Annotated in this window: 21 protein-coding genes and 1 pseudogene; 17 read left to right on the top strand and 5 right to left on the bottom strand. The window is 73.1% G+C overall.

What is annotated here, in order from left to right; all coding sequences use genetic code 11:
- The first annotated feature begins 38 nt into the window (after nucleotides 1–38).
- From KBY47_RS11230 to KBY47_RS11245, 4 genes and pseudogenes are all read left to right on the top strand, one after another.
- A complete protein-coding gene (locus KBY47_RS11230) occupies nucleotides 39–1,046 on the top strand; it encodes an NAD(P)-dependent oxidoreductase (protein WP_210920892.1) in 1,008 nt (335 codons plus the stop codon).
- Nucleotides 1,043–1,747, top strand: a complete 705-nt coding sequence (locus KBY47_RS11235; RefSeq protein ID WP_210920893.1) for a glycosyltransferase family 2 protein — start codon at nucleotides 1,043–1,045, stop codon at nucleotides 1,745–1,747. The genes KBY47_RS11230 and KBY47_RS11235 overlap by 4 nt, the downstream gene beginning before the upstream one ends.
- Nucleotides 1,744–2,361, top strand: coding sequence for a DUF2064 domain-containing protein (locus tag KBY47_RS11240; protein ID WP_210920894.1), 618 nt, complete (start codon nucleotides 1,744–1,746; stop codon nucleotides 2,359–2,361). The genes KBY47_RS11235 and KBY47_RS11240 overlap by 4 nt, the downstream gene beginning before the upstream one ends.
- Nucleotides 2,358–2,927, top strand: a pseudogene (locus KBY47_RS11245) (class I SAM-dependent methyltransferase); the annotation flags it as partial. The gene KBY47_RS11240 and the pseudogene KBY47_RS11245, both read left to right, overlap by 4 nt.
- Before the next feature lie 158 nt (nucleotides 2,928–3,085).
- Here KBY47_RS11245 and KBY47_RS37350 read toward each other — a convergent pair.
- Nucleotides 3,086–3,550, bottom strand: coding sequence for a hypothetical protein (locus KBY47_RS37350; RefSeq protein WP_374103066.1), 465 nt, complete (start codon nucleotides 3,548–3,550; stop codon nucleotides 3,086–3,088).
- Between the two features lie 11 nt (nucleotides 3,551–3,561).
- Entirely contained in the window at nucleotides 3,562–4,851 is a 1,290-nt protein-coding gene (locus KBY47_RS11250; RefSeq protein ID WP_210920896.1) for a molybdopterin-dependent oxidoreductase, read from the bottom strand.
- Nucleotides 4,852–4,964: 113 nt separating this feature from the next.
- Here KBY47_RS11250 and KBY47_RS11255 point away from each other — a divergent pair, with 113 nt between their 5' ends.
- The 5 genes from KBY47_RS11255 to KBY47_RS11275 all read left to right on the top strand — a co-directional run bounded on the left by KBY47_RS11255 (nucleotide 4,965) and on the right by KBY47_RS11275 (nucleotide 10,495).
- Nucleotides 4,965–6,377, top strand: a complete 1,413-nt coding sequence (locus KBY47_RS11255; RefSeq protein WP_374103067.1) for a hypothetical protein — start codon at nucleotides 4,965–4,967, stop codon at nucleotides 6,375–6,377.
- 73 nt (nucleotides 6,378–6,450) lie between these two features.
- Complete coding sequence (locus KBY47_RS11260) at nucleotides 6,451–7,089, top strand: TetR/AcrR family transcriptional regulator (protein ID WP_210920897.1); 639 nt, start codon at nucleotides 6,451–6,453, stop codon at nucleotides 7,087–7,089.
- A 124-nt stretch (nucleotides 7,090–7,213) separates the two neighbouring features.
- Nucleotides 7,214–8,275, top strand: a complete 1,062-nt coding sequence (locus KBY47_RS11265) for an alkene reductase (protein ID WP_210921057.1) — start codon at nucleotides 7,214–7,216, stop codon at nucleotides 8,273–8,275.
- A gap of 11 nt (nucleotides 8,276–8,286) precedes the next feature.
- Entirely contained in the window at nucleotides 8,287–8,754 is a 468-nt protein-coding gene (locus KBY47_RS11270; protein WP_210920898.1) for a MarR family winged helix-turn-helix transcriptional regulator, read from the top strand.
- 49 nt (nucleotides 8,755–8,803) lie between these two features.
- A complete protein-coding gene (locus tag KBY47_RS11275; RefSeq protein WP_210920899.1) occupies nucleotides 8,804–10,495 on the top strand; it encodes a BCCT family transporter in 1,692 nt (563 codons plus the stop codon).
- A 234-nt stretch (nucleotides 10,496–10,729) separates the two neighbouring features.
- On the opposite strand, the gene KBY47_RS11280 is transcribed toward KBY47_RS11275, so the two are convergent.
- Together KBY47_RS11280 and KBY47_RS11285 are read right to left on the bottom strand one after the other, a co-directional pair.
- Complete coding sequence (locus KBY47_RS11280) at nucleotides 10,730–10,915, bottom strand: DUF397 domain-containing protein (protein ID WP_210920900.1); 186 nt, start codon at nucleotides 10,913–10,915, stop codon at nucleotides 10,730–10,732.
- Nucleotides 10,912–11,754 carry a helix-turn-helix transcriptional regulator gene (locus KBY47_RS11285; protein ID WP_210920901.1) on the bottom strand — a complete coding sequence of 281 codons (843 nt, stop codon included), beginning with the start codon at nucleotides 11,752–11,754 and terminating at the stop codon, nucleotides 10,912–10,914. Before KBY47_RS11285 ends, KBY47_RS11280 begins: the two co-directional genes overlap by 4 nt.
- 115 nt (nucleotides 11,755–11,869) lie before the next feature.
- On the opposite strand from KBY47_RS11285, the gene KBY47_RS11290 reads away from it, so the two are divergent.
- Both KBY47_RS11290 and KBY47_RS11295 read left to right on the top strand, forming a co-directional pair.
- Nucleotides 11,870–12,316, top strand: coding sequence for an ATP-binding protein (locus tag KBY47_RS11290; RefSeq protein ID WP_210920902.1), 447 nt, complete (start codon nucleotides 11,870–11,872; stop codon nucleotides 12,314–12,316).
- Nucleotides 12,317–12,348: 32 nt separating this feature from the next.
- On the top strand, nucleotides 12,349–13,422 hold the full coding sequence (locus tag KBY47_RS11295; protein ID WP_374103068.1) for a hypothetical protein: 1,074 nt from the start codon (nucleotides 12,349–12,351) through the stop codon (nucleotides 13,420–13,422).
- Nucleotides 13,423–13,483: 61 nt separating this feature from the next.
- On the opposite strand, the gene KBY47_RS11300 is transcribed toward KBY47_RS11295, so the two are convergent.
- Complete coding sequence (locus KBY47_RS11300; RefSeq protein ID WP_210920903.1) at nucleotides 13,484–15,871, bottom strand: NACHT domain-containing protein; 2,388 nt, start codon at nucleotides 15,869–15,871, stop codon at nucleotides 13,484–13,486.
- Between the two features lie 550 nt (nucleotides 15,872–16,421).
- Here KBY47_RS11300 and KBY47_RS11305 point away from each other — a divergent pair.
- The 6 genes from KBY47_RS11305 to asnB all read left to right on the top strand — a co-directional run bounded on the left by KBY47_RS11305 (nucleotide 16,422) and on the right by asnB (nucleotide 25,370).
- Nucleotides 16,422–17,900, top strand: coding sequence for a sugar transferase (locus tag KBY47_RS11305; protein ID WP_210920904.1), 1,479 nt, complete (start codon nucleotides 16,422–16,424; stop codon nucleotides 17,898–17,900).
- An 83-nt stretch (nucleotides 17,901–17,983) separates the two neighbouring features.
- Nucleotides 17,984–19,309 (top strand): nucleotide sugar dehydrogenase, encoded by a 1,326-nt coding sequence (locus tag KBY47_RS11310; RefSeq protein ID WP_210920905.1) that lies wholly within the window; start codon nucleotides 17,984–17,986, stop codon nucleotides 19,307–19,309.
- Nucleotides 19,299–20,579 (top strand): glycosyltransferase family 4 protein, encoded by a 1,281-nt coding sequence (locus KBY47_RS11315; protein WP_210920906.1) that lies wholly within the window; start codon nucleotides 19,299–19,301, stop codon nucleotides 20,577–20,579. Before KBY47_RS11310 ends, KBY47_RS11315 begins: the two co-directional genes overlap by 11 nt.
- On the top strand, nucleotides 20,569–21,933 hold the full coding sequence (locus tag KBY47_RS11320; protein ID WP_210920907.1) for a Wzz/FepE/Etk N-terminal domain-containing protein: 1,365 nt from the start codon (nucleotides 20,569–20,571) through the stop codon (nucleotides 21,931–21,933). The genes KBY47_RS11315 and KBY47_RS11320 overlap by 11 nt, the downstream gene beginning before the upstream one ends.
- On the top strand, nucleotides 21,930–23,444 hold the full coding sequence (locus KBY47_RS11325; protein WP_210920908.1) for a Wzz/FepE/Etk N-terminal domain-containing protein: 1,515 nt from the start codon (nucleotides 21,930–21,932) through the stop codon (nucleotides 23,442–23,444). Before KBY47_RS11320 ends, KBY47_RS11325 begins: the two co-directional genes overlap by 4 nt.
- Nucleotides 23,445–23,447: 3 nt before the next feature.
- Nucleotides 23,448–25,370, top strand: coding sequence for an asparagine synthase (glutamine-hydrolyzing) (gene asnB / locus KBY47_RS11330; RefSeq protein ID WP_210920909.1), 1,923 nt, complete (start codon nucleotides 23,448–23,450; stop codon nucleotides 25,368–25,370).
- Nucleotides 25,371–25,409 lie beyond the last annotated feature (39 nt).

Genomic DNA, 25,409 nt, shown 5'->3' on the forward strand with positions numbered 1-25,409 from the left:
CCTGCGGTCCGGCCGGGTCGCGGACCTAGCGTGGCCGTATGCGTGTACTGGTCACCGGCGGTGCCGGGTTCATCGGGTCCCATGTGGTGGAGGAACTGACGGCGCGCGGGCACGAACCCGTCGTCCACGACCTGCGGGCGGACGCCCGGTGCGACGTACGGGACGGCCCGGCGGTGGCCCGCGCCCTGGCCGGGGTGGACGCCGTCTGCCACCAGGCGGCCATGGTCGGTCTGGGCACCGGCTTCGGCGACGCCCCGGACTACGTGTCCCACAACGACCTCGGTACGGCCGTGCTGCTGGCCGCGATGGCGGACGCGGGCGTACGGCGGCTGGTGCTGGCCGGGTCGATGGTGGTCTACGGGGAGGGGCGGTACGACTGCCCGCACCACGGCGTGGTGCGGCCCGGCCCGCGCGCCGTCGCCGACCTGGACGCCGGACGGTTCGAGCCGCGCTGCCCGCGCTGCGGGGCCGAGCTGACGCCGGGTCTGGTCGCGGAGGACGCGCCGGTGGACCCCCGCAACGTGTACGCCACCACCAAACTGACGCAGGAGCACCTGGCCGCCGCGTGGGCGCGGTCGACCGGCGGTACGGCGGTGTCGCTGCGCTACCACAACGTGTACGGGCCGCGGATGCCCCGTGACACCCCGTACGCCGGGGTCGCCTCGTTCTTCCGGTCCTCGCTGGCCCGCGGCGAGGCGCCGCGCGTGTTCGAGGACGGGCGGCAGCGGCGGGACTTCGTGCACGTCCGGGACGTCGCCGCGGCCAACGCCGCCGCGCTGGAGGCACAGCCGCCGGACGGCACGCTGACGGCGTACAACACCGGCAGCGGGGACCCGCACACCGTCGGCGAGATGGCGCGGACGCTGGCCGCCGCCTGCGGCGGGCCCGAGCCCGTCGTCACCGGCGAGTACCGGCTCGGCGACGTCCGGCACATCACCGCGGACTCGGCGCGGCTGCGGGCCGAGCTGGGCTGGAAGCCGGAGGTCGGCTTCGAGGACGGCATGCGGGAGTTCGCGCGCGCCGGGATGCGGGGGGCGGGACGATGACCGGCCCGGACGTGGACGTGGTCCTGCCCTGCCTGGACGAGGCGGACGCGCTGCCCTGGGTGCTGGAGCGGATCCCGGCCGGGTGGCGGGCGCTGGTCGTGGACAACGGCTCCACCGACGGCTCCCCGGACATCGCCCGCGAGCTGGGCGCGACCGTGGTCCACGAACCCCGCCGCGGCTTCGGCGCCGCCTGCCACGCGGGCCTGACCGCGGCCACCGCCGACCTCGTCTGCTTCTGCGACTGCGACGCCTCCCTCGACCCCGGTCTGCTGGTGCCGTTCGTCGCCGAGGTCCGTTCGGGCGCCGCCGACCTGGTGCTCGGGCGGCGCCGTCCGCGGGGCCGGGGCGCCTGGCCCGCGCACGCCCGCGCCGGGAACCTCGCGCTCTCCCGGATGCTGCGCCGCCGCACCGGGCTGCGCCTGCACGACCTGGGCCCGCTGCGCGCGGCCCGCCGCGAGGCCCTGCTCGGCCTCGGCCTGACCGACCGGCGCAGCGGCTACCCGCTCCAGATGGTCGTACGGGCCGCCGACGCGGGCTGGCGGGTCACCGAGCACGACGTGCCGTACCTGCCGCGCACCGGCGCGTCCAAGGTGACCGGGACCTGGCGGGGCACCTGGCAGGCGGTGCGGGACATGCGCCGGGTGCTGGCCGAACCGCCCGCCGCACCGTCCGCCGCCATCGAGGAGGGCACACCCCGTTGAGCACGTTGCTCGTCATCGCCAAGGAGCCCCGGCCCGGCCGGGTGAAGACCCGGCTGACCCCGCCGTTCACTCCCCGGGAGGCGGCCGGGCTCGCCGAGGCCGCCCTCGTCGACACCCTGCACGCCGTCGCGGCCACCCCCGCGTCCCGGCGCGTCCTCGTGCTCGACGGGACACCGGGACCGTGGCTGCCGCCCGGCTTCGAGGTCGTACCGCAGAGCGCGGGCGGGCTCGACGAACGGCTCGCCGAGGCCTTCGCCGGGTGCGCCGGACCCGCGCTGCTGATCGGCATGGACACCCCCCAGGTCACCCCCGGGCTGCTCACCGTCGACTTCGACGGCTGCGACGCCTGGTTCGGGCCCGCCGACGACGGCGGCTTCTGGGCGCTGGGCCTCGCCGACCCCGATCCGGCGCTGCTGCGCGGGGTACCCATGTCGACGCCGTCCACGGGGGCCGTCCAGCGGGCCCGGCTCACCGACGCCGGGCTGCGGGTGCGGGACCTGCCGCGGCTGCGGGACGTGGACACCGCCGCCGACACCGAGGCGGTCGCCGCGCTCGCCCCGCACGGCCGGTTCGCCGCCGCGCTGGGCCGCCTGACGATGCCGACCGGCCGATGAGCACGGCCCGCGACCTGACCCACCGGACCGGCCGTGGCCCCGGCGACCCGGGCACCGTCACCGGGGACCGTACGGGCGCCTGGCCGGTGCGTCCGCATCCGGAGCACCCGGCGGTCACCGCCCCCGCCGCGCCCTGGTCCGCCGGGGACCCCTACACCGAGGCGCTGCGCGCCGGGCGGGGGCCGCTGTTCCTGGAGCGCGACGACGGCTGGCTGCTGCCGCTGGACGTGGAGCGGTGGTGCGCCGCCGCCGATCCGGTGGACCTGGCGGTGCTGGACCGCTGCGAGGGCGCCGTGCTCGACGTGGGCTGCGGGCCGGGGCGGCTGGTCGTGGCGCTCGCCGCGCGCCGCCGCCGGGGGCTCGGCATCGACATCAGCGAGGCCGCCGTGGCGCACACCGTCCGGCACGGTGGGCGGGCGCTGCGCCGCTCGGTCTTCGAGCCGCTGCCCGCCGAGGGCGGCTGGGGCACCGCCCTGCTGATGGACGGCAACGTCGGTATAGGCGGTGACCCGGGCGCCCTGCTGGACCGGGTCGCCGAACTGCTCGTCCCGGGCGGTCTGCTGATCGCCGAGACGGCGGCGGCCGACATCGACGAGCGCGTCCGGGTCCGGGTGGTGCGGCTGGCCGCCGCCCGGCGGACCGCGGGCGCCCCGTTCCCGTGGGCGCGGATCGGCACCCCGGCGCTGCTGCGGCACGCCCGCCGCGCGGGCTGGCGTGCCGTCGCTCAGTGGTCGGCGGGGGGCCGCTGCTTCGTGGCCCTGCGCAGCCGCAGCACGAACAGCAGCGCGGAGCCGCCGAAGAGCACGGCGGTGATGAGCAGCCACCGGCCGAGGAAGCCGTCCGCGGAGAGGTCGGCGGCGGACCGGTAGCGGTCGTCGACCCGCCCGCTGATCAGCGGGAACCACACGAGCAGCAGCAGCCCGGAGAAGGCGGCCGGGACCCGGACGTACGCCGTCCAGGTCCGGTGCCCGGCCGCCCCGAACGCCCGGACCACGGCCCGGTCCGCCGTCCCGTACAGCGGCACCAGCACCAGGTCGTGCAGGACCGCGGCCCCCACGAACCACAGCAGCACCTGGAACCAGTCGCCCGCCAGCAGCCGTACGCCCGCGTACCCGGCGAGCGCGAAGGAGCAGGCCAGCAGCAGGATCTGCAAGGGGCTGCCCAGCGGCAGCACGTTCTTCACACGCATCTGCGGTCTCCTCACAGGTCCCCGAAGTCCATCCGGGTCACCCATTTGGTGTTCAGCACTCCGGGCGCGGCGGGGACGATGATCCGGGCCGGGAAGCCGTGGTCGGGGGTGAGCGGCTCGCCGTTGACGTCGAGGGCGAGCAGCGAGCGCGGGTCGCGGACCTGGTTGGCGCGGAGCGCGGCCATCCGGAAGGCGCCCGTGCGTTGCAGTGACTCCACCAGCACATCGGGCGCGCGGTCGGGGTCGTCGTAGCCGACGAGCGCGGCGAGGTCGGTGAGCCGTACGCCCCGCCACCACTGGTCGGAGGTGGACCAGCCCTCCACGCAGGCGATGGGCAACGAGGAGCTGTGCAGGGGCAGTCGGAGGAGCTGGGCGCGGGCGAGCCGGACCGTGCCGGTGGGGCCGGTGACGGTCAGCCGCCAGGCGTCCTCGGTGGTCTCGGCGGGGCGGATGCCCCGGGACGCGGCCGTCTTGTTGATCTGGAAGGCGGCGGGGCCGCTGCCCGGTTCGGGGCCGCCATGCGGGGTGAGCAGGGCGGTCTGGCGCAGCGGCCCGTCGAAGGAGCGCCCGGCGCTGGTGACGAAGAGCAGCAGCGAGCCGCCGCCGACGAACCACAGCGCCCCGCGCCGGGACACGGACGGCGGGTCGGGCCGCGGGGAGACCAGCGAGGCCGCGGCGGACTCGCCGGGCGCCCCGGACTCGCCTGCCTTCTCGGGCTTCTCGGAGGTGTCCCGCATCCGGCGCAGGTTGCGCAGGGCGAGCGGCAGTTTCAGCGCGACATGGGCGAGGAACGCGGCGAAGAAGACCCACGCCCCGTAGAAGTGCAGGGGGTAAAAGGAGCCGGGGAAGACGTAGTCCAGCTGGACGTTGAGCACCCCGGTGACGAACTCGAACAGGGCGCCGCCGACGAGCAGCAGCAGTGAGAGCCGTTCCAGCGCGTGGGCCACGGAGCGCACCGGGGGCAGCGCGAACAGCCGGGGCACCACCGACCACAGCTTGGCCAGCAGCACCGGGATGAGGGTGAGGCCGAGGGTGACGTGGACGCCCTGGTTGAGCCGGTACAGCCAGTGCGGGTCGGTCGGCCAGGAGAAGAGGTAGAAGCCGAGGAGCCCCTTGTCCGGCGTCTTGTCGTTGACCGGCGAGAGGTCGGGGTTGTAAGCGGCGTACGACAGCAGCCCGGTCACGAACAGCACGGTGATCCCGCCGAGCAGGACCGCGCCGAGCACCGAGGTGAACCAGGGGCCGCGCACGGGGCTGCGCCAGAACCCGGGGGCGGAGGGAGGAAACGGAGACCGTGCCATGTGCCGACCGTAAGCCGGGTCGGGCGCGGGGAGGTGTCCCGGACCGATGACGAAACGCTGACGTCCGCCGCGCGTACCAGCCGGTGGGCGGTTCGGCGGCCTAGCGTTCCGGTGTGACCCGCACTTCGCTTCGCCCCGAGGACGACCAGCGCACCCCGCCCGCCGCGTGGCGGCCCGCGCCCGATCTGCTCGCCGCGGCCGTCGCGGTGCTGCTCTTCGCGGCGGCCGTGCTGATCGGCCGTCATATCGAGGACACCGACGGCACGCTGTTCGTGGACTGGCCGCCGCTGCTGGCCTGGTGGGGCCCGCACTGGGGGCCGGGCACCCCGGCCGCGGTGCTGGTGGCGGTGGCCGTGGTGGCGTACGCCCCGACCCTGGCGGCGCGGCTCCCGTGGCGGGCGCTGCTCGCCACCGCCTGGGCGACGGCGCTGGCGTGGACCTGGTCGCTGGCCCTGATCGACGGCTGGCACCGGGGCGTGGCCCGCAGGCTGACCACCCGCTACGAGTACCTCCAGGTCATCGACCGCTTCCACGACATCCCGGCCGCCCTGGCCACCTTCACCGACCACATCCTGATCCAGGCCCCGGCCACCGACCACTGGCCCGCGCACATCGCCGGGCACCCTCCGGCGGCCACGGTCACCTTCGTGCTGCTGGACCGGATCGGGCTGCGCGGCGGCGGCTGGGCGGGAGTGTGGTGCATCACCGTGGGGACGACGGCCGTGCTGGCGGTGCTGGTGGCGGTGCGGGCGCTGGCCGGCGAGTCGCTGGCGCGGCGGGCGGCGCCGTTCCTGGTGCTGGTGCCGGGCGCGGTGTGGATGGGCACGTCGGCGGACGCGTACTTCGCGGCGGTGGCCGCCTGGTCGGTGGCGCTGCTGGCGCTGGCGGTGACGGCTCGGACGCCGGGCCGGGCCCGGGCGGCACTGTTCGGCTCGGGCCTGCTCTTCGGCCTGACCTGCTACCTCTCCTACGGCCTCACCCTGGTCGCGGTGATCCTGGCGGGGGTCCTGCTGATCACCCGGGACCGGGTGCGCGGACTGCTGCCCGGGGTGCCGTACGCGCTCGCCGGGCTGGTGGTCGTACCGCTGGTGTTCACGCTCTACGGCTTCGACTACTGGGAGGCGTACCACCTCCTCGTCGAGCGCTACAACCAGGGAGCCGGGGGCACCCGCCCGTACGGCTACTGGGTGTGGGCCAATCTCGCCTGCACGGTCCTGGTCGTGGGGCTGGCGACGGTCGCGGGGCTGCGCCGCAGCGGCGCCACCCTGCTGCGCCGCCGCCGGGACCTGCTCACGGACCCCTCGGCGCCCGAGGTGCGGCTGTCCCTGCTGGTGTGCGCCGCGCTGCTGGCGCTGCTGGTCGCGGATCTGTCGGGGATGAGCAAGGCGGAGACGGAGCGCATCTGGCTGCCGTTCGCGCTGTGGCTGCTGCCCGCCTGTGCCTTCCTGCCCCGGCCGCGGGCCTGGCTCCCGGCGCAGGCGGTGGTGGCGCTGCTCGTCAACCACCTGCTGCGGACGGGGTGGTGAGGGGGCGGACACCGGGCCCTGATGACCTCATCAGATCTGGTACGTCCGGCACTGTCGCCGTTAGACTCGCGGCATGAGTACGTCGGCCCCGCCCAGCAACCGCTTCGAACGCCGCCGCGCCGAGACCCGGCGAGCCCTGGTCCGCGCCGCCCGGCAGATCCTCGCCGAGAACGGGGACACCGGCGTGAGCATCCAGGCGATCGCCGAGCGCGCGGACGTCGGGTTCGGCTCCTTCTACAACCACTTCGCCTCGAAGACGGAACTGTTCGCCGCGGCGGTGACGGACGCCCTGGAGGAGTTCGGCCGGACCTTCGACGAGCGGCTGCGCGGCATCGACGACCCCGCCGAACTCGTCACCGCCGGTTTCCGGCTCAGCGTCCGGATGGCCGACTCGCACCCCGAGCTGATGCGCATCATGCGCCACAGCGGCCTCGGCCACATCCACTCCGACACCGGCCTCGCCCCCCGCGCCCTGCGCGACCTGGAGCACGGCACCGCGACCGGCCGGTTCCGTCCCGTCGACACCACCGTCGCGCTGTCCGCGCTGGGCGGTTCGCTGCTCTCCCTGCTGGAGCTGCGGTTCAGCCGCCCCGACCTGGACGGCGACGAGACGGCCGCGCACATGGCCGAGCTGATGCTGTGCATGCTGGGCGTCCCGGCGGCCGAGGCCCACGAGGTGGCCCACCGCCCGCTGCCCGACCTCGACGGCTGACGGACGGCGGCGATCCCGTCGCCTCCCCTGCCGAGAATTACTTGGCTAGCCACAGGCATGGTGCTACGGTAAATATGTGGCTAGCCACGAACCACCTCTGCGCCCGTCGACCAAGGAGAACCCCGTGCTCAACGCCCTGTGGACCCCGACGACCCTCGGCGACATCACCCTCCCGCACCGGCTGGTCATGGCCCCCATGACCCGTGACCGGTCCACCCCGGAGGGCGTGCCGACCGAGATGAACGCCGAGTACTACGCCCAGCGCGCCTCACACGCCCTCGTCATCACCGAGGGCACCCAGCCCTCCCCGGACGGCCAGGGCTATCTGCTCACCCCCGGCCTGCACTCGGCGGAGCAGACGGCCGGATGGCGCAAGGTCACCGACGCCGTGCACACGGCGGACGGACGGATCGTCGTCCAGCTGATGCACGTCGGGCGGATAGCCCACCCCGACAACACCCCGCACGGGCGGCAGCCGGTCGCCCCGTCCGCCGTACGGCCCGCGGGCACCATGTTCACCGCGTCCGGGCCCCGGGAGATGCCGACGCCCCGCGCCCTGACCACCGCGGAGGTCACCGCGACGGTCGACGACTTCCGCCGGGCCGCCGCGGCGGCGATGGACGCCGGAGCCGACGGCGTGGAGATCCACGGCGCCAACGGCTACCTCGTCCACCAGTTCCTCGCCGGCAACACCAACCAGCGCACCGACCGCTACGGCGGCTCCCCGGAGAACCGCATCCGCTTCGCCGTGGAGGTCGCCGCGGCCGTCGCCGACGAGATCGGCGCCGGGCGCACCGGCATCCGTCTCTCCCCCGCCAACACCTACAACGACATCCAGGAGAGCGACACCCACCAGCTGTACCCGGCGCTCGTGCGCGCCCTCGCCCCGCTCGGCCTCGGCTACCTGCACCTGGTGCACTTCGGCGACGAGGAACTCCTCGACACCCTGCGCGGACTGTGGCCCACCGCGCTGGTCCTCAACCGGGCGGGCGCCGACCTCCCGGCCCGCGCCCAGGACATCGCGGACGGCCGCGCCGACGCCGTGTCGGTGGGCACCCTGGCCCTGGCCAACCCCGACCTGGTGGAACGGGTACGCTCCGGAGCGCCGCTGAACACCCCCGACCCCACCACCTTCTACGGCGGCGGGGCGGCCGGGTACACCGACTACCCCACCCACTCCGGCTGAGGAACACCACGATGACCGCCGTACCCCCGACCCCGAGCACGGCGAGCGACGGACGGCTCAGCTACGCCGTCTTCCAGCTCGCCCGCGCCCACCGCGGACACGCCGCCGCCATGCTGCGCGCGATGGACCTGCATCCGGGTCAGGAGCTGCTGCTGATGCAGCTCTTCGACAGGGACGGCCAGACCCAGTCCGAACTCCTCGAGAGCGTCGGCCTGGACCACTCCACCGTCTCCAAGTCGCTGCGCCGGATGCAGGAGGCGGGGCTGCTCACCCGGGAACCCGCCGAGCACGACCGGCGGGTGATGGTCGTCCACCTCACCGACCGGGGCCGCGCCCTGCGGGCACCGATCGCGGCGATGTGGCGGACCCTGGAGGAGACGTCCGTCCAGGGGCTGACGGCAAAGGAGATCGAGACGTTCGTCCGTATCGCCCGGAGCGTGACGGAGGCGCTCGGCGACCGGGGCGCGGGCGGCTGCTGACGGCGTGCCCCCGCCGGGGCGCGCGGGGTTTCCGACCATAGTGGGGCCCATGAGCACGGAAGCAACCGACCAGGCACCCGGACCCGCGCCCGGCACCCCCGACTCCGGCAGGCCCGACCCCGTCCTCGTCGGCATCGGGATGGCCGCCGTCCTCGGGGTCGTCCTGTGGGCGTGGATCGGGGACGAGTCCTTCGACGACGTGTCGTCGACCAGCCTGACGTGGGTGCTGGACAACTTCGGCTGGCTGTTCGTGGTGGCGGCGGACGTGTTCCTCGTCCTCTGCCTGGTCATCGCGTTCAGCAGGTTCGGGCGCATCCGGCTCGGCAAGGACGACGCCGAGCCGGAGTTCGGCAACCTGGCCTGGATCGCGATGATGTTCAGCGCGGGCATGGGCATCGGCCTGATGTTCTACGGCGTCGGGGAGCCGCTCACCCACTTCCTCGCCCCGCCGCCGGCGAGCGGGGCACAGCCGGAGTCGGCCACGGCGGCGCGTACCGCGATGGAGTACTCGTTCTTCCACTGGACGCTCACCCCGTGGGCGATCTACGGCATCGCGGGGCTCGCCCTGGCCTACGCGGGCTTCCGCAAGGGCCGGGGCAACCGGCTCAGCGCCGCGTTCGTGCCGCTGCTGGGTGCCCGGCGGGCGGCGGGCTGGCCGGGCAGGCTGATCGACCTGCTGGCGGTGTTCGCGACCGTCTTCGGCACCGCCACGAGCCTCGGTCTGGGCGCGCTCCAGGTGGCGGAGGGCCTTGACATCACGGCGGGCATCGACGCCACCCGCACCTCCGAACTGGTCATCATCGCGGCCCTGTCGGCGGCGTTCGTGGTGTCGGCGTTCTCCGGTCTGCACCGGGGCATCAAGTGGCTCTCGACCCTGAACATCGTGCTCGCGGCGTGCCTGATGGTCTTCGTCTTCCTCCTCGGCCCGACGGTCTACATCCTGGACACCATCCCGGCCTCCGTGGGCGGCTACCTCCAGAACCTCCTCCCCATGGCGACCCGCACCGGGGCGTTCTCCGACCACGAGTGGCTGGGCGCCTGGACGATCTTCTACTGGGCGTGGTGGCTGTCGTGGGCGCCCTTCGTGGGCACGTTCATCTCCCGCATCTCGCACGGCCGGACCATCCGCGAGTTCCTCATCGGCGTCCTGCTGGTCCCGTCCGGCGCCACGGTGATCTGGTTCTGCGTGATGGGCGGCACCGCGCTGCGGCTCCAGTCCACCGGGGAGGCCGACCTCGCGGGCGCCATCGAGGACGGCGCCGAGGCGTCGCTGTTCGCCATGCTGGACGCGCTGCCGATCGGCACGGTGACGTCGTACGTCGCGATGATCCTGGTCATGACGTACTTCGTCACCAGCGCCGACTCGGCGTCCCTCGTGATGGGCTCCCTGACCAGCCGCGGCGCGCTGCACCCGCCGAACTGGCTGGTCGTCATGTGGGGCGTCCTGATGGCGTCGGTGGCGGCGGTCCTGCTCGTGGTGGGCGGCCTCAACTCCCTCCAGACGGCCACGATCCTGGTGGCGCTGCCCTTCGTGGTCGTCATGCTGGTCCTGTGCTGGGCCCTCCTGCGCGAACTGCGCGAGGACCCCGGCGCGGGCCCCGCCCGCCACCACGCCCTCCACGGCCTGCGCGACGTCGTCCGCACGATGGTCGGTGACGCCGTCTCCGAACAGTCCCGCACCCGCCACCACCGCCTCCGCCGGGCGGCCGAGTCCCGGAAGGACACCGACAGCGAGGGATGACGGCCGATCAGATGACGTCCGCCGGGAACCCGAGGTGCCGACCGCCCCGTACGAGGACCTGAGCGGCAGCCCGAGAATCCGGGATCGGGGTCGGCGGTGCGACCCGCTGGAGTTGTCGGCTCGCACCCTGGTGGGCGTCACTGGCGCCTTCGACCCACTCGCGGGAGGGTGAAGCCCGCGGCGACCTGTGCCAACGTGCCGAAGGCCAGGGTCGAACGGGCCAATAGGCCCTCGTCAGCGTCCGGTCGCGAACCTCACGAAGTGGGTCCATCCGTCTCGCCGTACGGTGAGGTCGGGGCGGGTGGTGTCCTTGGAGTCGCGGATGTGGACGGTGGCGGGGGTGACGGCTACCTCGATGCAGTCGTCACCCTGGGTACCGCTGTAGCTGGACTTGAACCAGGTGAGTTCTCTCGCGGTCACAGCTCTCCTCGTAGTCGCTCCAACAAGCCCCGTGAGTCAGTGGGGTTGAGGGCCTGTGAGCGCAGTCTGTCATAGCGCTGGTAGAGGGGGCTCACCTCTTTCGGGACGGAGATCAGACGTCCGTTCTGCTGCCCTTCCGAGTACGCGAGCCGCTTGCGCTCCGGCGTTTCCAGCAGTCGTACGGGGCCGTCCAGGCACCCATGGGACTCGGCGTCCACCGGCATCACCTGAAGAGTCACGTTGCGCAGGGCGCTGATACGCAGGACGTGATCGAAGAGGCCGCCTGTCACATCAGCCCCGCCCAGGCGCCGCCGGAAGACGTGCTCCTCGACGATGAAGCTGAACGGCACTTCATGGCGCTCGTACAGCATGCTCTGCCGTTCCATGCGTGCGGCGACCTGCGCCTCCAACTGCTCCTCCGACAGCAGAGGGACGCTGTTGTCGAACACGGCCCGCGCGTAACCCTCCGACTGCATCAACCCCGGCACCAACCGGCACTCGTACGTGCACAGGCTCACCGCCGCCCGCTCCAGTCGGGCCCAGCGTCGGAACCAGGCCGCCAATCCCACCTCACCCCGGGTCAGATGACATGCCGCCCTCCGCAGCGCGCCCGTGTTGCCGGTGGCGTCCTCCGCGCGCTCGACGAAGGACTCGTCCGGCATGCGTCTGCCCAACTCCACCGACTCCACGGTGTGCTTGGAGAAGCGGACGAGTTGGCCGAACTCGGCCCGGTTGAACCCCGCGTGCTCGCGCAGGGCCTGGACGACGGCCCCGAAGGTCCGGAGACTGTCGGAGGGGTCGGGCTCGCCGTCGTACTCGGTGATGTCGCTGTACGCCATGCACCCAGAGTGACGAGCAGGCGGCCGTACCGTCTACCCAGTGTGCCCGTACGCTGACGCACCGTACGGGGCGTGCCCCTGGAGAACGCCCCCGCGCGCCCGTCACCGTGGCCCCATGAAGTCCACCGCTCCCCAACTGCCGACGACCGTGCGTGCGTTCGGCCAGCTTCTGTCCTCCACCCGCCGTGGCGCCCGCCTGGGCCGGCTGCTCGCCGTCGGGCAGCTCCAGGCGTGGGACGTGTCACCCACCGTCATCGACCGTGCCGAGCAGATCGTCGCCGAACTGGCCGCCAACGCGGCACTGCACGGCGGGAAGGGGGAGAGAGGGCATGACTTCCATCTGGCCCTCGCGCTCGACGACGGCACGGGGTTGCTGCGCATCGCGGTCAGTGACGCGCGCGGTGATGTGGCGCCGGTAGCGGCAGGGGAGGTGGTGGACCCGGAGGGGGCCGAGTCGGGGCGGGGGCTCGTCCTCGTCGCGGCGCTCGCCGACCGGTGGGGGACGGAGGCGAGCGCGCGCGGGGGCAAGACCGTGTGGGCGGAGCTGGATACAACCATGTGACGGTGTCAGGGGTCTTGTAAATGATCACGTAGGTGATCGCACTGACGGAGGAGACCATCATCACCGCCATACGCAAGACCCTGACCGCCACCGCAGTCGTCGGCGCCGTCCTGGCGGGTTCGGCCGCCTGCGGCACCGTGGAGCAGCTCACCGCCGGGCAGAAGCTCGACGCGGCGTTCGAGAAGCTCGGCCAGGAGAAGACGCTCTCCTTCGAGCTGGACCTCGACACCGACGAGCGGAGCCTGAAGGCGCTGGACGCGCTGTCGGACCCGGAGCCCGGCGAGGAGATCCCCGACGAGGCCGCCGAGCTGCTGAGCGGGGCGAAGATCAGTTTCACCATGCAGTCGAAGAAGCCGATCGACGAGTCCGGCGAGGAGGACTACGTCGGCATGGCCATGAAGGTCAGTGTCGAGGACGGCGACATCGTCGAGTACCGGGTCATCGGCGACGACGTCTACGTACGGACCGACACGGCGGTGCTCGGTGAGGCGATGGGCATGCCGGTGCCGTCGGCGAAGGACCTGCCCCCGGAGGCGGGCTCGCTGAAGAAGGTGCTTGAGGGCGAGTGGGTGAAGTTCGACGCGCAGGAGATGGAGGAGGCCACCTCCGGGCTGGACGAGGAGCCCTCGCCGGAGCCCACCCTGGACGCCAAGACGCAGAAGAAGCTGCTGGCGGCGGTCCGCTCCACCATCGCGCGTGAGGTCGACTTCAAGACGTCCGAGGGCGAGGACGGCTCCGAGCACGTCACCGCCACCGCTCCGTTCCGCACGCTGATGACGGAGCTGCTCGGCGAGATCCGTCCGCTCGCCAAGAGCCTGCCGCCGGGCATGGAACTGCCCACGGAGAAGGACCTCAAGGACGCCCCGAACGCCAGGGTCACCGCCGACTTCACCCTGAACGACGGCGAGCTGACCGAGGTCTACGTGGACCTGGCCAAACTCGCCGAGAACGCGAAGGTGAAGAAGCTGGGCCTCAGGCTGAGCCTCGGCGAGGGCCAGGCGGTCAAGGCCCCGGCCGACGCCACCGACCTGGACATCGAGGAGCTGCTGGGCGGCTTCGGCGCGGCGATGATGGGCGAGGAGGGCTTCGGCGAGGAGGAGTTCTAGGGGGAAGGCCGCGCCTGGTCCAGCCAAGGGTTCCGTGGGACCACCGATCCGGCCGGACTGGTCAGCGCGCGCCCTCCGCCGCCTCCCGGAAGCGGCGCACCGCCTGCCGGGCCCGGCGACGCTGGCCGGCCACCTCGGACGCCCCGGCGTCGGAGTCCAGCCGCGCGGCCCAGGCGGTCAGTTCCTCCTCGGCCGCGCGGGCCGCCCGCGCGACGCTGTCCGGGCAGATCAGGAACAGGTCCGCACGCCGCTCCGCGAAGTCGCGGACGCCCCGTCGTATGCGCCGCGCCGCGACCCCTCGGTCCGGCGCCTCGTCGCCGTCCTGGAGCGTCCGCCTGGCGGCGTCGACCGCCGCCGGGACGAGTCGCGGACGCCAGTACCGCCGCCACAGGTACTGCTCGAACTCGTCGTGCCGGAAGCGGTAGGAGGTGCCGTCCACCCGGAGCAGACCGCCCTCGTGGGCCCAGTCGAGGAACCACCCCAGCCGCAGCGGGAGGCGTCGGCGCAGGGCCGCGCAGACCAGGAAGACACGGTGGCGCCTGCCGTGCGCCCCTCCCTTGACGGTGCTCCAGGTCTCGACCGACACCAAGCCCGCGAGGGGTACCGCGAGCACGGCGCCCACGGCCGCCGCCGCCCACACCGACGGGGGGAGGTCCGCCGGTGAACTCACCTCGACGCCGACGAGGTGGTACCCCACCGCCAGCCCGTAACTGCCCCCGGCGAACGCGCCGAACGACAGCCGGTGGGTGCCGGCGAGGTGGCGCTCCGGGATGCCCAGGAAACGTCCGGACGTGCTGACGTGCCGTATTCCGCTGCGGAACAGGTCATGGCGCCATGCCTCGGCGGCGGGCAGCGAGGTGGCCAGAATCAGCAGTCCGCACAGGGCCAGGTCCGCGCTCACCCCGACGGTGGCGAGCGCGAGCCCTGTGACGGACAGTGCCACGGCGCTCGCCAGCGCCGCGTCCACGGCGCGCACCAGGCGGCGGCCCCCCAGCGGCCACAGGCGGTGCGGTGCCAGGTCCGCGCGGGTGACGGAGAGCGTGTGGAGGGAGGGGGTCCGGCGGGCCTGACGGTATCCGTCGATCTCCCGGTGCCTGGCCAGCAGGGCGAGCCAGGAGTGGACGCGCTCGGCGTCGTAGCGGCGGCGCGGACGCGGGTGGGAGGCCAGGGCGGAGGGGACGTACAGCGCCATCAGGTACTCCTCCGCCTCACTCCTCATATCGCTGGCGAGAGGGGAGTCCGCGGCCCTCGCCAGCCGCTCGTCGACCGGCAGTCGGTCCCACTCCCACTGCCACCACCACTCCCGGGCCGCGTACTCCGCCTCGAAGCGCCGCAGCAGCGCCCGGTGGCCCCAACGGGACACCAGCTCGGCGGGATCACGGGCCTCGTCCGTGGGGGCGTGGTAGGCGTGGGCGAGGACCGTCAGCCGCCAGGGTGTGTTGAGTTCGCGGGCCAGCGGGGCGTCGGGGGCCGTGCGCAGGTCCTCCAGCAGGGGGGCCCACCGGTCGGTGCTGCCTCCGTCCAGCCAGGCGCTCTGCCGCCTGAGGTACGCGAGCGCCGTGTCGGCCGGTACGTCGAGGAGTTCGGCGCGGGCCGCGCCCGCCAGCGGAACCGGGGCCCCGAAACTCTCGTACACATGCGTCCGGCAGGTGACGATCACGTTCCCCGGCCGTCTCCGGTTGCCGCGCAGATACGCGAGCAGTGCCCGTGCACGGGGGCGGATCGTGTCGTCCCGGCCGTCCAGCTCGTCCAGCCCGTCGAGTACGAGGACCGCGTCGTCGAGCACCCGCTCCACGAGCCGTGGGGAGCGGCCGTAGGTGCCGGAGATTTGCTCCACGAGCCAGCCGCGGAAGGCGCGGTGGAACTCCTCGTCCGCCGGTCCCATCTCTTCCAGGGGAGCGGACCACGAGGACAGCGGCAGCAGGACGGGTACCCCGCACCCGCCTTCCGCGTGCCGGGCCGCCAGTTCCAGGGTCAGCGCCCTGGCGAGCAGCGACTTGCCGCTGCCCGGTCCGCCGGTGACGGCGAGCCGTCGGCCCCCGCTGTCGGGCAGTTCCAGGTAGCGGTCCGCGATGCGTTCCCACTCCGCCTCGACGGCGGCCACCGGCCCCTCGTCCGGGCCGCCGGGCGGCGGTGTGAGGCGGAACCGGACCGGCATGACGACCCGGCTCGGGCCCAGGATGTTGTCGTACTGGCTCCGTTCGTGGGCGCGGACGGCCTGGGCGAGCAGGCCCTCCGCGCCGCTCTCCCGCTCCCGGAGGTACTGCCGGACGGGGATCGCGAGCCCCGCACCGGCGAGGAGCACGCCCAGGGCGCCCAGCACCGCGCCGAACGGATCCACGTCGCCCTTCGGCAGCGAGCGGAACAGGCTGACCGCCGCCGCGCACACCAGCACCACGCCCAGTACGGCCCCCGCACGCCACCATCGACCGCGCGCCCGTGCCTCCACGCCAACCCCCGCCCCGGTTCCTCCCCCTCCACGGCCGCCCGCGAAGATCGGGGAACCCACGTTAGCCGGGAGCGCCAGCCGGATGACCTGTTCCCCACGGGGGTTGGGGGCCGCACGCACCGACATGATCGAGCCGTTGTCGAGGCGGGCGCCCCGGACAGCCCCTGGTACCCCACCGATCACTACCGCGTGGCAGTCCCGCCCCCAGGACGGGCGGGGTGTCGGGGCGCGTCGCGGAGTCAAGGCGTCCGCAGGCCATAACCGATCAACGGGCCAGTCTCAAGCTTGAACACAAATTCCACACATCCCCTCTGCATCCAGGCCCCGATGGTCTAGATTGACCGTGCTTCAGCCGTTCGGGCACGAGCCGACCAGTAATGATCATGTAGGTCCGACGCTGCGGAAGCATGTGGGGGCGGGGGCTCCTGGGAGAAGGGGGGAGTGCGCACAGCACAGCACAGCACGACGCGGGAGGCGGGGGCCTTCCGTGGGGGTGCGAGAACAGTGTGCGGCGAAACACGTCGGACCACTGGGGACCTGGGGGGGTTCTGTGCGGCAAGGGGGAACTGTCAGCCCGTTTCCGTCCGCCCGCGGACATCTGGGGAACGGGACAAGCAACCAGCCCGCGAACGACTGGGAGCAGCGGTACCGGCGTACCGTGATCCTCAGCGACACCGTGGCCACCGCCTTCGTCGTCGCGGCGATAGGCAACTTCTTCGGCGTCCGCGACGCGGCCAACTGGCACGAGAAGTGGGGCATCCTCGCCTTCTGCACCGAGTTGCTGGTGCTGGGGTCGCTCGCGGTGAGCCGGGCCTGGGCTCCGGCCGTGCTCGGGCAGGGCGCCGAGGAGTTCCGGCGGCTCGGGCGCTCGCTGTTCATGGCGGTCGTCGTGCTGGCGCTCGGCGGCATAGCCCTGACCTCGCGCAACATCAAGCTCTGGATCTTCGTCGCGGTCCCGGCGATCGCGCTCACCACCATGGTGCAGCGGTACCTCCTCCGGCTGTGGCTGCACCGACAGCGCAAGGAAGGCCGGTGCCTGCGGCCGGTGCTCGCCGCCGGGAGCCGGGCCACCGTGCGCGACCTGATCACCCGTACCCGCAAGTTCCCGCACCTCGGCTGGCGGATCGACGCGGTGTGCACGACGGACGGTCTCGGGCTGCACGGTGACCGGCTGGACGGCGTGCCGGTCGTCGGACGGCTCGCGGACGTCGCCGACCACGTCCGCGTCGACGGCTACCGCGTCGTCGCGGTCACACCCGACCCGCACTGGACGCCGGACCGGCTCCAGCGGCTGGCCTGGAACCTGGAGGGCAGCGACGCCGAGATGGTCGTGGCCCCCGTGCTGATGGAGGTGGCCGGTCCGCGGCTGCACGTCGACGCGGTGCTCGGCATCCCGCTGCTGCGGGTCAGCATGCCGACGTTCACCGGGGGCCGCCGGGCGGTGAAGGAGGTCGTCGACCGGTTGGGCGCGGCGGTCCTGCTGCTGCTGTTCGCGCCGCTGATGGTGTGCGTCGGGCTGCTCGTGGTGCTGGACAGCCGGGGCGGGGCGTTCTACCGGCAGCGCCGGGTCGGCAAGGACGGCCGTGAGTTCACCATCTGGAAGTTCCGCACCATGGTCGTGGGGGCCGACCGGGCCCGTGCCGAACTGGCCGACCGCAACGAGGGCGCGGGTGTGCTGTTCAAGCTCCGCCGGGATCCGCGGGTGACCCGGGTGGGATCGGTGCTGCGCCGGTACTCGATCGACGAACTCCCGCAGCTGTTCAACGTACTCACCGGATCGATGTCGCTCGTCGGTCCACGGCCCCCGCTGCCGGAGGAGTGCGCCGCGTACGGCCCGGACATCCGGCGGCGGCTGCTGGTCAAGCCGGGGCTCACCGGCCTGTGGCAGATCAGCGGACGCAGCGACCTGTCGTGGGAGGAAGCGGTCCGGCTGGACCTGCGGTACGTGGAGGACTGGTCGCTCGCCCTGGACACGGTGATCTTGTGGAAGACGCTGCGTGCGGTGCTCTACGGGCAGGGGGCCTACTGATGTGCCGACAACCGCGACGGGGCGCTCCCGCCGCCGCGCGGACCGCAGGCCGTCAGGGCCTGCCTGGGGGGGAGGAACGAGTCATGAGAGTCAGCGTTTTCGGCCTCGGCTACGTGGGCTGCGTATCGGCCGCCTGCCTGGCCAGCATGGGCCACGAGGTCATCGGGGTGGACGTCAGCCAGGTGAAGGTCGACCTGGTCAACGACGGCAAGGCCCCGGTGGTCGAGGAGCGGATCGGCGAGCTGATCGCCGAGGTCGTGGGGACCGGTGCCTTAAGGGCCACCGACGACGTCCGTGAGGCGATCGCGGGCAGCGAGATATCGCTGGTGTGCGTGGGCACACCGTCGGAGCCCAACGGCAGTCTGTGCACGACGTATCTGGAGCGGGTCACCGAGCAGATCGGGGCCGCGCTGGCGGACCGTCAGGGGCGCGGCGGGCGGCACACCGTCGTCTTCCGCAGCACCATGCTCCCGGGCACCTGTCTGAACCTGCTGGTGCCGATCCTGGAGAAGGCCGTCGGCGGCACCGCCGGGGTGGACGTCGGCGTCGCGGTCAACCCGGAGTTCCTGCGCGAGGGCACCAGCGTGCGGGACTTCTTCGACCCGCCCAAGACGGTCGTCGGGGAGCTGGACGCGGCCAGCGGCGACGCGGTCCTCGCGCTCTACGACGGCCTGCCCGGCGAGGTGTTCCGGGTGCCGGTCCCGACCGCCGAGGCGATCAAGTACGCGGACAACGCCTTCCACGGCCTCAAGATCGGCTTCGCCAACGAGCTGGGCGCGATATGCCAGGCCCTCGGGGTCGACTCGCACCAGGTCATGGACGTGTTCCTGGCCGACCGCAAGCTCAACATCAGCCCGGCCTATCTGCGGCCCGGCTTCGCCTTCGGCGGCTCGTGCCTCCCCAAGGACCTGCGCAGTCTGGTCCACGCCGCGCGGCGCGCCGACGTCTCGGTACCGATCCTCTCCCATGTGCTGCCCTCCAACTCCGACCACCTCCAGCGCGCGGTGGAGCTGGTCGAGCGCACCGGCAAGCGCCGGGCGGGCCTGTTCGGGCTGTCCTTCAAGCCCGGCACCGACGACCTCCGCGAGAGCCCGCTCGTCGAACTGGCGGAACGGCTCTTCGGCAAGGGTTACGACCTGAAGATCTACGACGCCAATGTGAGCCTCTCCCGGCTGCTCGGCGCGAACCGCGAGTACATCGAGACCCGGCTGCCGCACCTCGCGCAGCTGCTCGCGGACTCCGTCGACGAGGTGCTGGAGCACGCGGAGGTGTGCCTGGTCGGCACGAAGGACCCCGCCGTGCTGTCGGCCCTCCCCCACGGTGACGGCCCCGTGATCGTCGACCTCGTCCGCCTCCCCGACGCCGAGGCGCGCCGGGCCGAACCGGGATACATGGGCCTTGCTTGGTGACAGGACGACCGGCGGCGACGGGGCGACCCGGCGCGCGCTGGTCCTGGTGGAGAACCTGTCGGTGCCGTTCGACCGGCGGGTGTGGCAGGAGTGCGTGACACTGCGCGACGCGGGCTGGGAGGTGCACGTCATCTGTCCCCGCGGAACCAAGCGGGACACGGAGCCGGAGGCGGTGGTCGACGGCGTGCGAATACACCGCTACCCGCTGCGCGCGGCCACCGGAGGACCGTCCGGCTATCTGCGGGAGTACGGATCGGCGCTGTGGCACACCTTCCGGCTGGCCCGCAGGGTCGGCCCGGTCGACGTGGTGCACGCCTGCAACCCGCCCGACCTGCTGTTCCTGCCCGCGCTGTGGCTGAAGCGGCGCGGCGCTCGGTTCGTGTTCGACCAGCACGACCTGGTGCCCGAGCTGTACCTGTCCCGGTTCGGCCGCGGCAAGGACCTGCTCTACCGCGCCGTGTGCGCACTGGAGCGGCGGACGTACCGGGCCGCCGACGTGGTGCTCGCCACCAACGAGAGCTACCGGGACGTCGCCGTGCGGCGCGGCGGGCGACGGCCCCAGGACGTGTTCGTGGTGCGCAGCGCCCCCGACGTCGACCGGTTCCACCCGGTGCCGCCCGAACCGGAGTTGAAGGAGGGCAAGCCCCATCTGCTGTGCTACCTCGGTGTGATGGGCCCGCAGGACGGCGTCGACTACGCGCTGCGGGCGCTCGCCAAGCTCCGCGACGAGCTGGGCCGCACCGACTGGCACGCGGTGTTCGTCGGCGCCGGTGACACCTTCGACGCGATGGTGGAGCTGTCCCGGCGGCTCGGGCTCTCGGAACACGTACGGTTCACGGGACGCGTACCGGACGCCGAACTGGTGCGCTACCTGTCCACCGCGGACGTGTGCCTCTCCCCCGACCCGCACAACCCGCTCAACGACGTGTCCACCATGAACAAGGTCCTCGAGTACATGGTGATGGGCCGTCCGATCGTCTCCTTCGACCTGAAGGAGGCGCGCGTTTCCGCCGGTGAGGCGGCCGTCTACGCGCCCGCCAACGACGAGACCGAGTTCGCGCGGCTCATCGCGCGGCTGCTGGACGATCCGGAGAAGCGGGCCCGGATGGGCAAGATCGGCGAGGAACGGATCAACGGGCACCTGTCGTGGCGGAACTCCCAGCGCGCGCTGCTCGCCGCCTACGCCGCCGCCTGCCGTGACCACGCTCCGGTGCCGGGGAGCCGCCCGGCCCGGTTCGGTTCGGGAGGAGGCCGCGCAGTTGAGAGATGACACGATACGCCTGGTCACGATCGGGCGGATCATCCGTCGGCGCTGGCGGTTCCTCGCCATCGTCACGGTGGTGGGCGCGCTCGTCGGGTACGGCGTCTCCGTGCTGTTCCCGCCGGGCTACACCACGTCGGCGTCGGTGCTGCTGCCGGGGGCGTGGGAGGAGCGCGAGCTGCTGACCCAGCAGGAGATCGCGACCAGTTCGGTGGTGGTCGACCGCACGGCCGCCGCGCTCGACTGGAGCGGGGTCGACGGCACCGAGCTGCGCGAACAGGTGAACGCCAAGGCCGCCGACGGGAACATCATCAAGATCTCGGGTACGGCCGAGTCCCCGGAGCGCGCGCAGCAGCTCTCCGACCAGGTGGCCCAGCAGTTCGTCGCGTTCGCCGCGCGGATCGCGGGCGGCGAGACCGACCCGGAGGCGGCGGAGCGGCCCGAGGAGCTGCGCCAGCTGGTGGTACAGACCAGCCGCCGCATCACCGATCTGGCCAACGCCGCCGACCCGGGGCGGACCGTGGAGAGCGTGCAGGCCCGCACCGATCTGGAGCAGCTGCGCACCGCGCTCCAGGAGGCCATGAACAAGCTCGACCAGGCCGAACTGGCCTCCAACAAGGCCAACATGGTCGTCATGGGCCCGGCGGCCCGGCCGACCGGCGAGGCACCGCCGACCCGGACGCAGCTCATCGTCGCCGGGGCGGTGCTGTTCTTCCTGCTCGCGGTCGTCGGCCACCTCACCGCCGCCCGGATGAGCCGTCGGCTGCGCACCGATCCGGAGATCGTCGCGGCGCTGGGCTCCGCGCTGCTGGGGACCGTCGACGTGCCCGCCGAACGGCCCGCGCACCGGCGTACCCGCGGTGGGCGGGCCCGGGTCCGGCGGCTGCTGGGTCTCGACGGCCGCTGGGACGTACCGGCGCCGCAGGCGTCCGGCGACGAGGCCAGCAGACGCATCCGGTACCGGCGGGTGTGCGCCCGTCTGCGGGACCGGCTGCCCGCTCCCCGGGAGCTGCTGGTCGTCGTACCGGACGGCGACGAGACCGCCCGCCGGGCCGCCGAGCAGCTCGTCACCGAGGCCGGGGGCGATCCCCTGCTGCGGACGCTGGAGGTCCCGGTAACCCGGCCGGTCGTGCCGGACCGCGACACCGAGTCCGGTGCCCTGATCGTGCTCAGCGCGGGCAACTGGACCGCGGTGGAGCTGGGCGGTGTCGCCGAGGCGTGCGCGGACGCCGGGCACGAGATCGTCGGCATCGTCGTCGCGGGCACGGTCCTGGGCCGTCCGGCACGGCCCGCCGACCACCCGCGAAAGCACCAGGCACCGCCTCTCGCGGTGGGCAACAACGCGACAGGAGGTGCCGGGTGACGACGAGTACGCCCCCGGAGTCGTCGGCCCCGGCTCCGCTTCTGGACCTTCAGGCACTGGTGGTGGCGGTGCGCAGGCGCCGCCGCCTGTGGTGCTCCGTGGCGCTGCTGGGCCTGCTCGCCGGCGTGGCGGTGGCGGTCCTGCTGCCGCCCCCGCCGACCGCGGTGGCCACGGTGCTGGTCGCGCACAAGGAGGACCAGCCCAACGACACCGGCACGCTGATCCGCACCGACGTCGAGCTGCTGCACACCACCCGGATCGCCGACGCCGCCCTGAAGTCCCTGGACTCCTCCGAGAGCCGGGAGGACTTCATGGAGGAGTACGAGGGGCGCGGGCTGACCAACAACCTGCTGCGGATCAGTGTGACCGGCGACGACGAGGCGGAGGCGGTGGCGCGGGCCAAGGCGCTGGCCGACGCGTTCGTCGCGGACCACGTACAGCGGATGCGGGAGGCCGCGGACGCCGAGGCCGACGCGCTGATCGACCAGCGCGACCGGATGCGGGACGAACTCGCCCAGGTCAACAAGGCGATCGGCCAGGCCCCGGAGACCGATCCGACGGCGTCGGCGGACCTGGAGACGCTGTTCGCCCGCCGCGCCGAACTCGACTCCCGGATCGCCGACTTCGACCAGCGCGCCGCGGAGGCGCGCATCGGCACCCCCCAGCTCATCGCCGGTACGCAGATCGTGGACGCGCCGCGCGCGGTGGAGCACTCGCTGCCGAGGTCCGCCGCCACCGACGCGGCGATCGGGCTGGTCCTCGGGCTCGTCCTCGGGCTCGCGCTGGCCGCGGTCGGCACGGTGGTCGCGGACCGCCCGGTGCTGCGCCGGGACATCGCGGCGAACCTGGGCGCCTCGGTGATCGCGGAACTGCCCCGCCGCCCGGGCGGGCTCTGGCGGCGCCGCCGCACCCGCGCGGCCCGCGACCGGCTCACCGCGACGCTGGCCCGCACCGTACGCGGCTCCACGGAACCGGTGTCGCTGCTGGAACTGGGCAGCGCGCGCGGTACGAGCGTGATCGCGCTGGACCTCGCCAGGGCGCTGGAGCCGGAGGGGCCGGTGGTGCTCGTCGACGGGCTGCCCGGCTCGCAGCTCGCCCGGCGCCGCAAGCCGGGGGACCCGGCCGTGGTCAGGGGCGAGCGTGCCCCGGCCGGGCCGCCGCGGGAACGCCGGATCGGCGTCGGCTCGGTGGCGCCGGGCACGGCGTGGACCGACCTCCAGTACCTCGGCACCCGGACGGTACTGGTGGTGCGTGCCGGTCACGGCAGCGCCGCGTGGCTGCACACGGTGGCCCGGCAACTCGCGGACCTGCGCGTTCCGGTGATCGGCGTGGTGCTGATCGACCCCGACCCGCGGGACCGCACCGACGGCACGCTGTGGGACGGGCTGCACACCGCGCTGCGCGGCCATCAGGAGTGGCTGGCGCTGCAGAACGGAACGGGGCGGCTGCGGACGGAGCGGCTGCCGAAGCCGGCCGCGCGGGTCCCGGACAGCGACCAGGAGGCGCGCTAGCACATGTGTGGCATCGCAGGCACATACCGGTGGCCGGACGGCAAGGCGGTGACCGACCGGCTCACCGGCGTCCTCGCCCACCGCGGTCCGGACGGGACGGGCCAGTACAGCCATCCCGCGGGTGACGGCGAGGTGCACCTCGGGCACCGTCGGCTGGCCATCATCGACCTGTCCGAGACCGGCGCCCAGCCGATGGTCTCCGACGGCCTCGTCCTGACGTACAACGGGGAGCTGTACAACGCGCCCGAGCTGCGCGCCGAGCTGGCCGCGGCCGGGGTGCGCTTCCGCGGCACCTCCGACACCGAGGTGCTGCTGGAGGCGTGGCGGCGCTGGGGCACGGACTGTCTGCCCCGGCTGCGCGGCATGTTCGCGTTCGGGGTCTTCGACGAGCGCACCGGTGAGCTGGTGCTCGCCCGTGACCAGCTCGGCATCAAGCCGCTGTTCCTGCTGCGGCGCGGCGGCGGTCTGGTGTTCGCCTCGGAGCTGAAGGCGCTCGCCGCCGTGAGCGGCGGGTCCCTGGAGGTGGACCACGGGGCGCTGGTGGCCTCGCTGCTGTACTACTGGGTGCCGGACTCGCGCTGTGCGTTCCGGGAGGCGGAGAAGCTGCCGCCGGGGAGCTGGATGCGGTTCCGGCCCGACGGGCGGGTGGAGCGCGGGCGGTACTGGAACCTCCGGGACGTCGCCGCCGAGGCCCGCGCCGGTGAGCAGCCGGACCTGGCCGCCGTGATCGAGGAGTCGACCCGGCGCCACCTGCTCTCCGACGTGCCCGTGGCGACGTTCCTCTCGGGTGGTCTGGACTCCAGCTATCTGACCGCGCTGGCGGCCCGCGACCGGCCCGGCATCTCCGCCTACACGATCGGGTTCCGCGCCGAGGACGCCCGGTTCGAGGCGATGCCGGACGACCTGCGCTACGCCCGGCAGGTGGCCGAGCGGTTCGGTGTCGACCTGCACGAGATCGAGATCGCCCCGAACGTGCTCGACCTGCTGCCGGAGATGACGTACCACCTGGACGAGCCGATCGGTGACCCGGCCGCCATCAACACCTTCCTGATCTGCTCGGCCGCCCGGGAGGCCGGGGTGAAGGTGATGCTGTCGGGGATGGGCGCGGACGAGTTGTTCGCCGGCTACCGCAAGCACCTGGCCAACCTGATCGCGCTGCGCTACCAGCGGGTGCCGCGGCCCCTGCGGCGCGGTGTGTCCGCGGCCGTCGGCCGGCTGCCGGTGGCGACGGCCCGCCGCGGGTACCGGTCGGTGCGGTTCGCCAAGCGGTTCCTGTCCTTCGCCGAGCTGCCGGAGGAGACGGCGTTCCGGCGCAGTTACACCATGTACGACCGTCAGGAGCTGCTGGCCCTGCTGGACCCGGATCTGGCGGGGACGGTCGAGGACGTGCTGACCGAGCACGCGGACGTGTACCGGGACAACGACCTCGACGACTTCGTCAACCGCATGTGCCTGGCCGACGCGCGGATGTTCCTGCCGGGTCTGAACCTGACGTACACGGACCGGTCGAGCATGGCCGCGTCGACGGAGGTGCGGGTGCCGTACGTGGACGTCGAGGTGGTGAAGGCGGCGTTCGCGGTGCCCGGTGACCGCAAGATCGTCGGGCGGCAGGGCAAGGCCGTGCTCAAGGAGGCGGCCACCTCCGTCTTGCCGCGGGAGATCGTGTACCGGCCCAAGGGCCTGTTCAGCGCCCCGCTGCGGGCCTGGATGAGCCGGGACCTGGCGCCGCTGGTGCGTGAGGTCGTCAACGACGGGGTGCTGGTGCGGTCCGGGTTGCTGCGCCGCGAGGCGCTCCAGCGGCTGGTCGCCGAGGACGCCGCCGGGCAGCGGGACTTCTCCAAGCATCTCTGGCACGTGCTGACTCTCGAGTACTGGTATCGCGGCGCGACCTCAGGGTCCGGCCACGGCTCTCATCTGGCCGCTTAGCCACGCCGCGCGGGAACACCGCTTACATACAGGGGACTT

Origin of the sequence: Streptomyces sp. B93, from assembly GCF_018070565.1 — a bacterium.
Classification (GTDB): Bacteria; Actinomycetota; Actinomycetes; order Streptomycetales; family Streptomycetaceae; genus Streptomyces.

Excerpts from the sequence above, each read along its gene's own strand:
- KBY47_RS11230 (WP_210920892.1), top strand. The coding sequence starts at position 39 with ATGCGTGTACTGGTCACCGGCGGTGCCGGGTTCATCGGGTCCCATGTG.
- KBY47_RS11235 (WP_210920893.1), top strand. The coding sequence starts at position 1,043 with ATGACCGGCCCGGACGTGGACGTGGTCCTGCCCTGCCTGGACGAGGCG.
- KBY47_RS37350 (WP_374103066.1), bottom strand. The coding sequence starts at position 3,550 with ATGCGTGTGAAGAACGTGCTGCCGCTGGGCAGCCCCTTGCAGATCCTG.
- KBY47_RS11250 (WP_210920896.1), bottom strand. The coding sequence starts at position 4,851 with ATGGCACGGTCTCCGTTTCCTCCCTCCGCCCCCGGGTTCTGGCGCAGC.
- KBY47_RS11260 (WP_210920897.1), top strand. The coding sequence starts at position 6,451 with ATGAGTACGTCGGCCCCGCCCAGCAACCGCTTCGAACGCCGCCGCGCC.
- KBY47_RS11270 (WP_210920898.1), top strand. The coding sequence starts at position 8,287 with ATGACCGCCGTACCCCCGACCCCGAGCACGGCGAGCGACGGACGGCTC.
- KBY47_RS11275 (WP_210920899.1), top strand. The coding sequence starts at position 8,804 with ATGAGCACGGAAGCAACCGACCAGGCACCCGGACCCGCGCCCGGCACC.
- KBY47_RS11285 (WP_210920901.1), bottom strand. The coding sequence starts at position 11,754 with ATGGCGTACAGCGACATCACCGAGTACGACGGCGAGCCCGACCCCTCC.
- KBY47_RS11290 (WP_210920902.1), top strand. The coding sequence starts at position 11,870 with ATGAAGTCCACCGCTCCCCAACTGCCGACGACCGTGCGTGCGTTCGGC.
- KBY47_RS11310 (WP_210920905.1), top strand. The coding sequence starts at position 17,984 with ATGAGAGTCAGCGTTTTCGGCCTCGGCTACGTGGGCTGCGTATCGGCC.
- asnB (WP_210920909.1), top strand. The coding sequence starts at position 23,448 with ATGTGTGGCATCGCAGGCACATACCGGTGGCCGGACGGCAAGGCGGTG.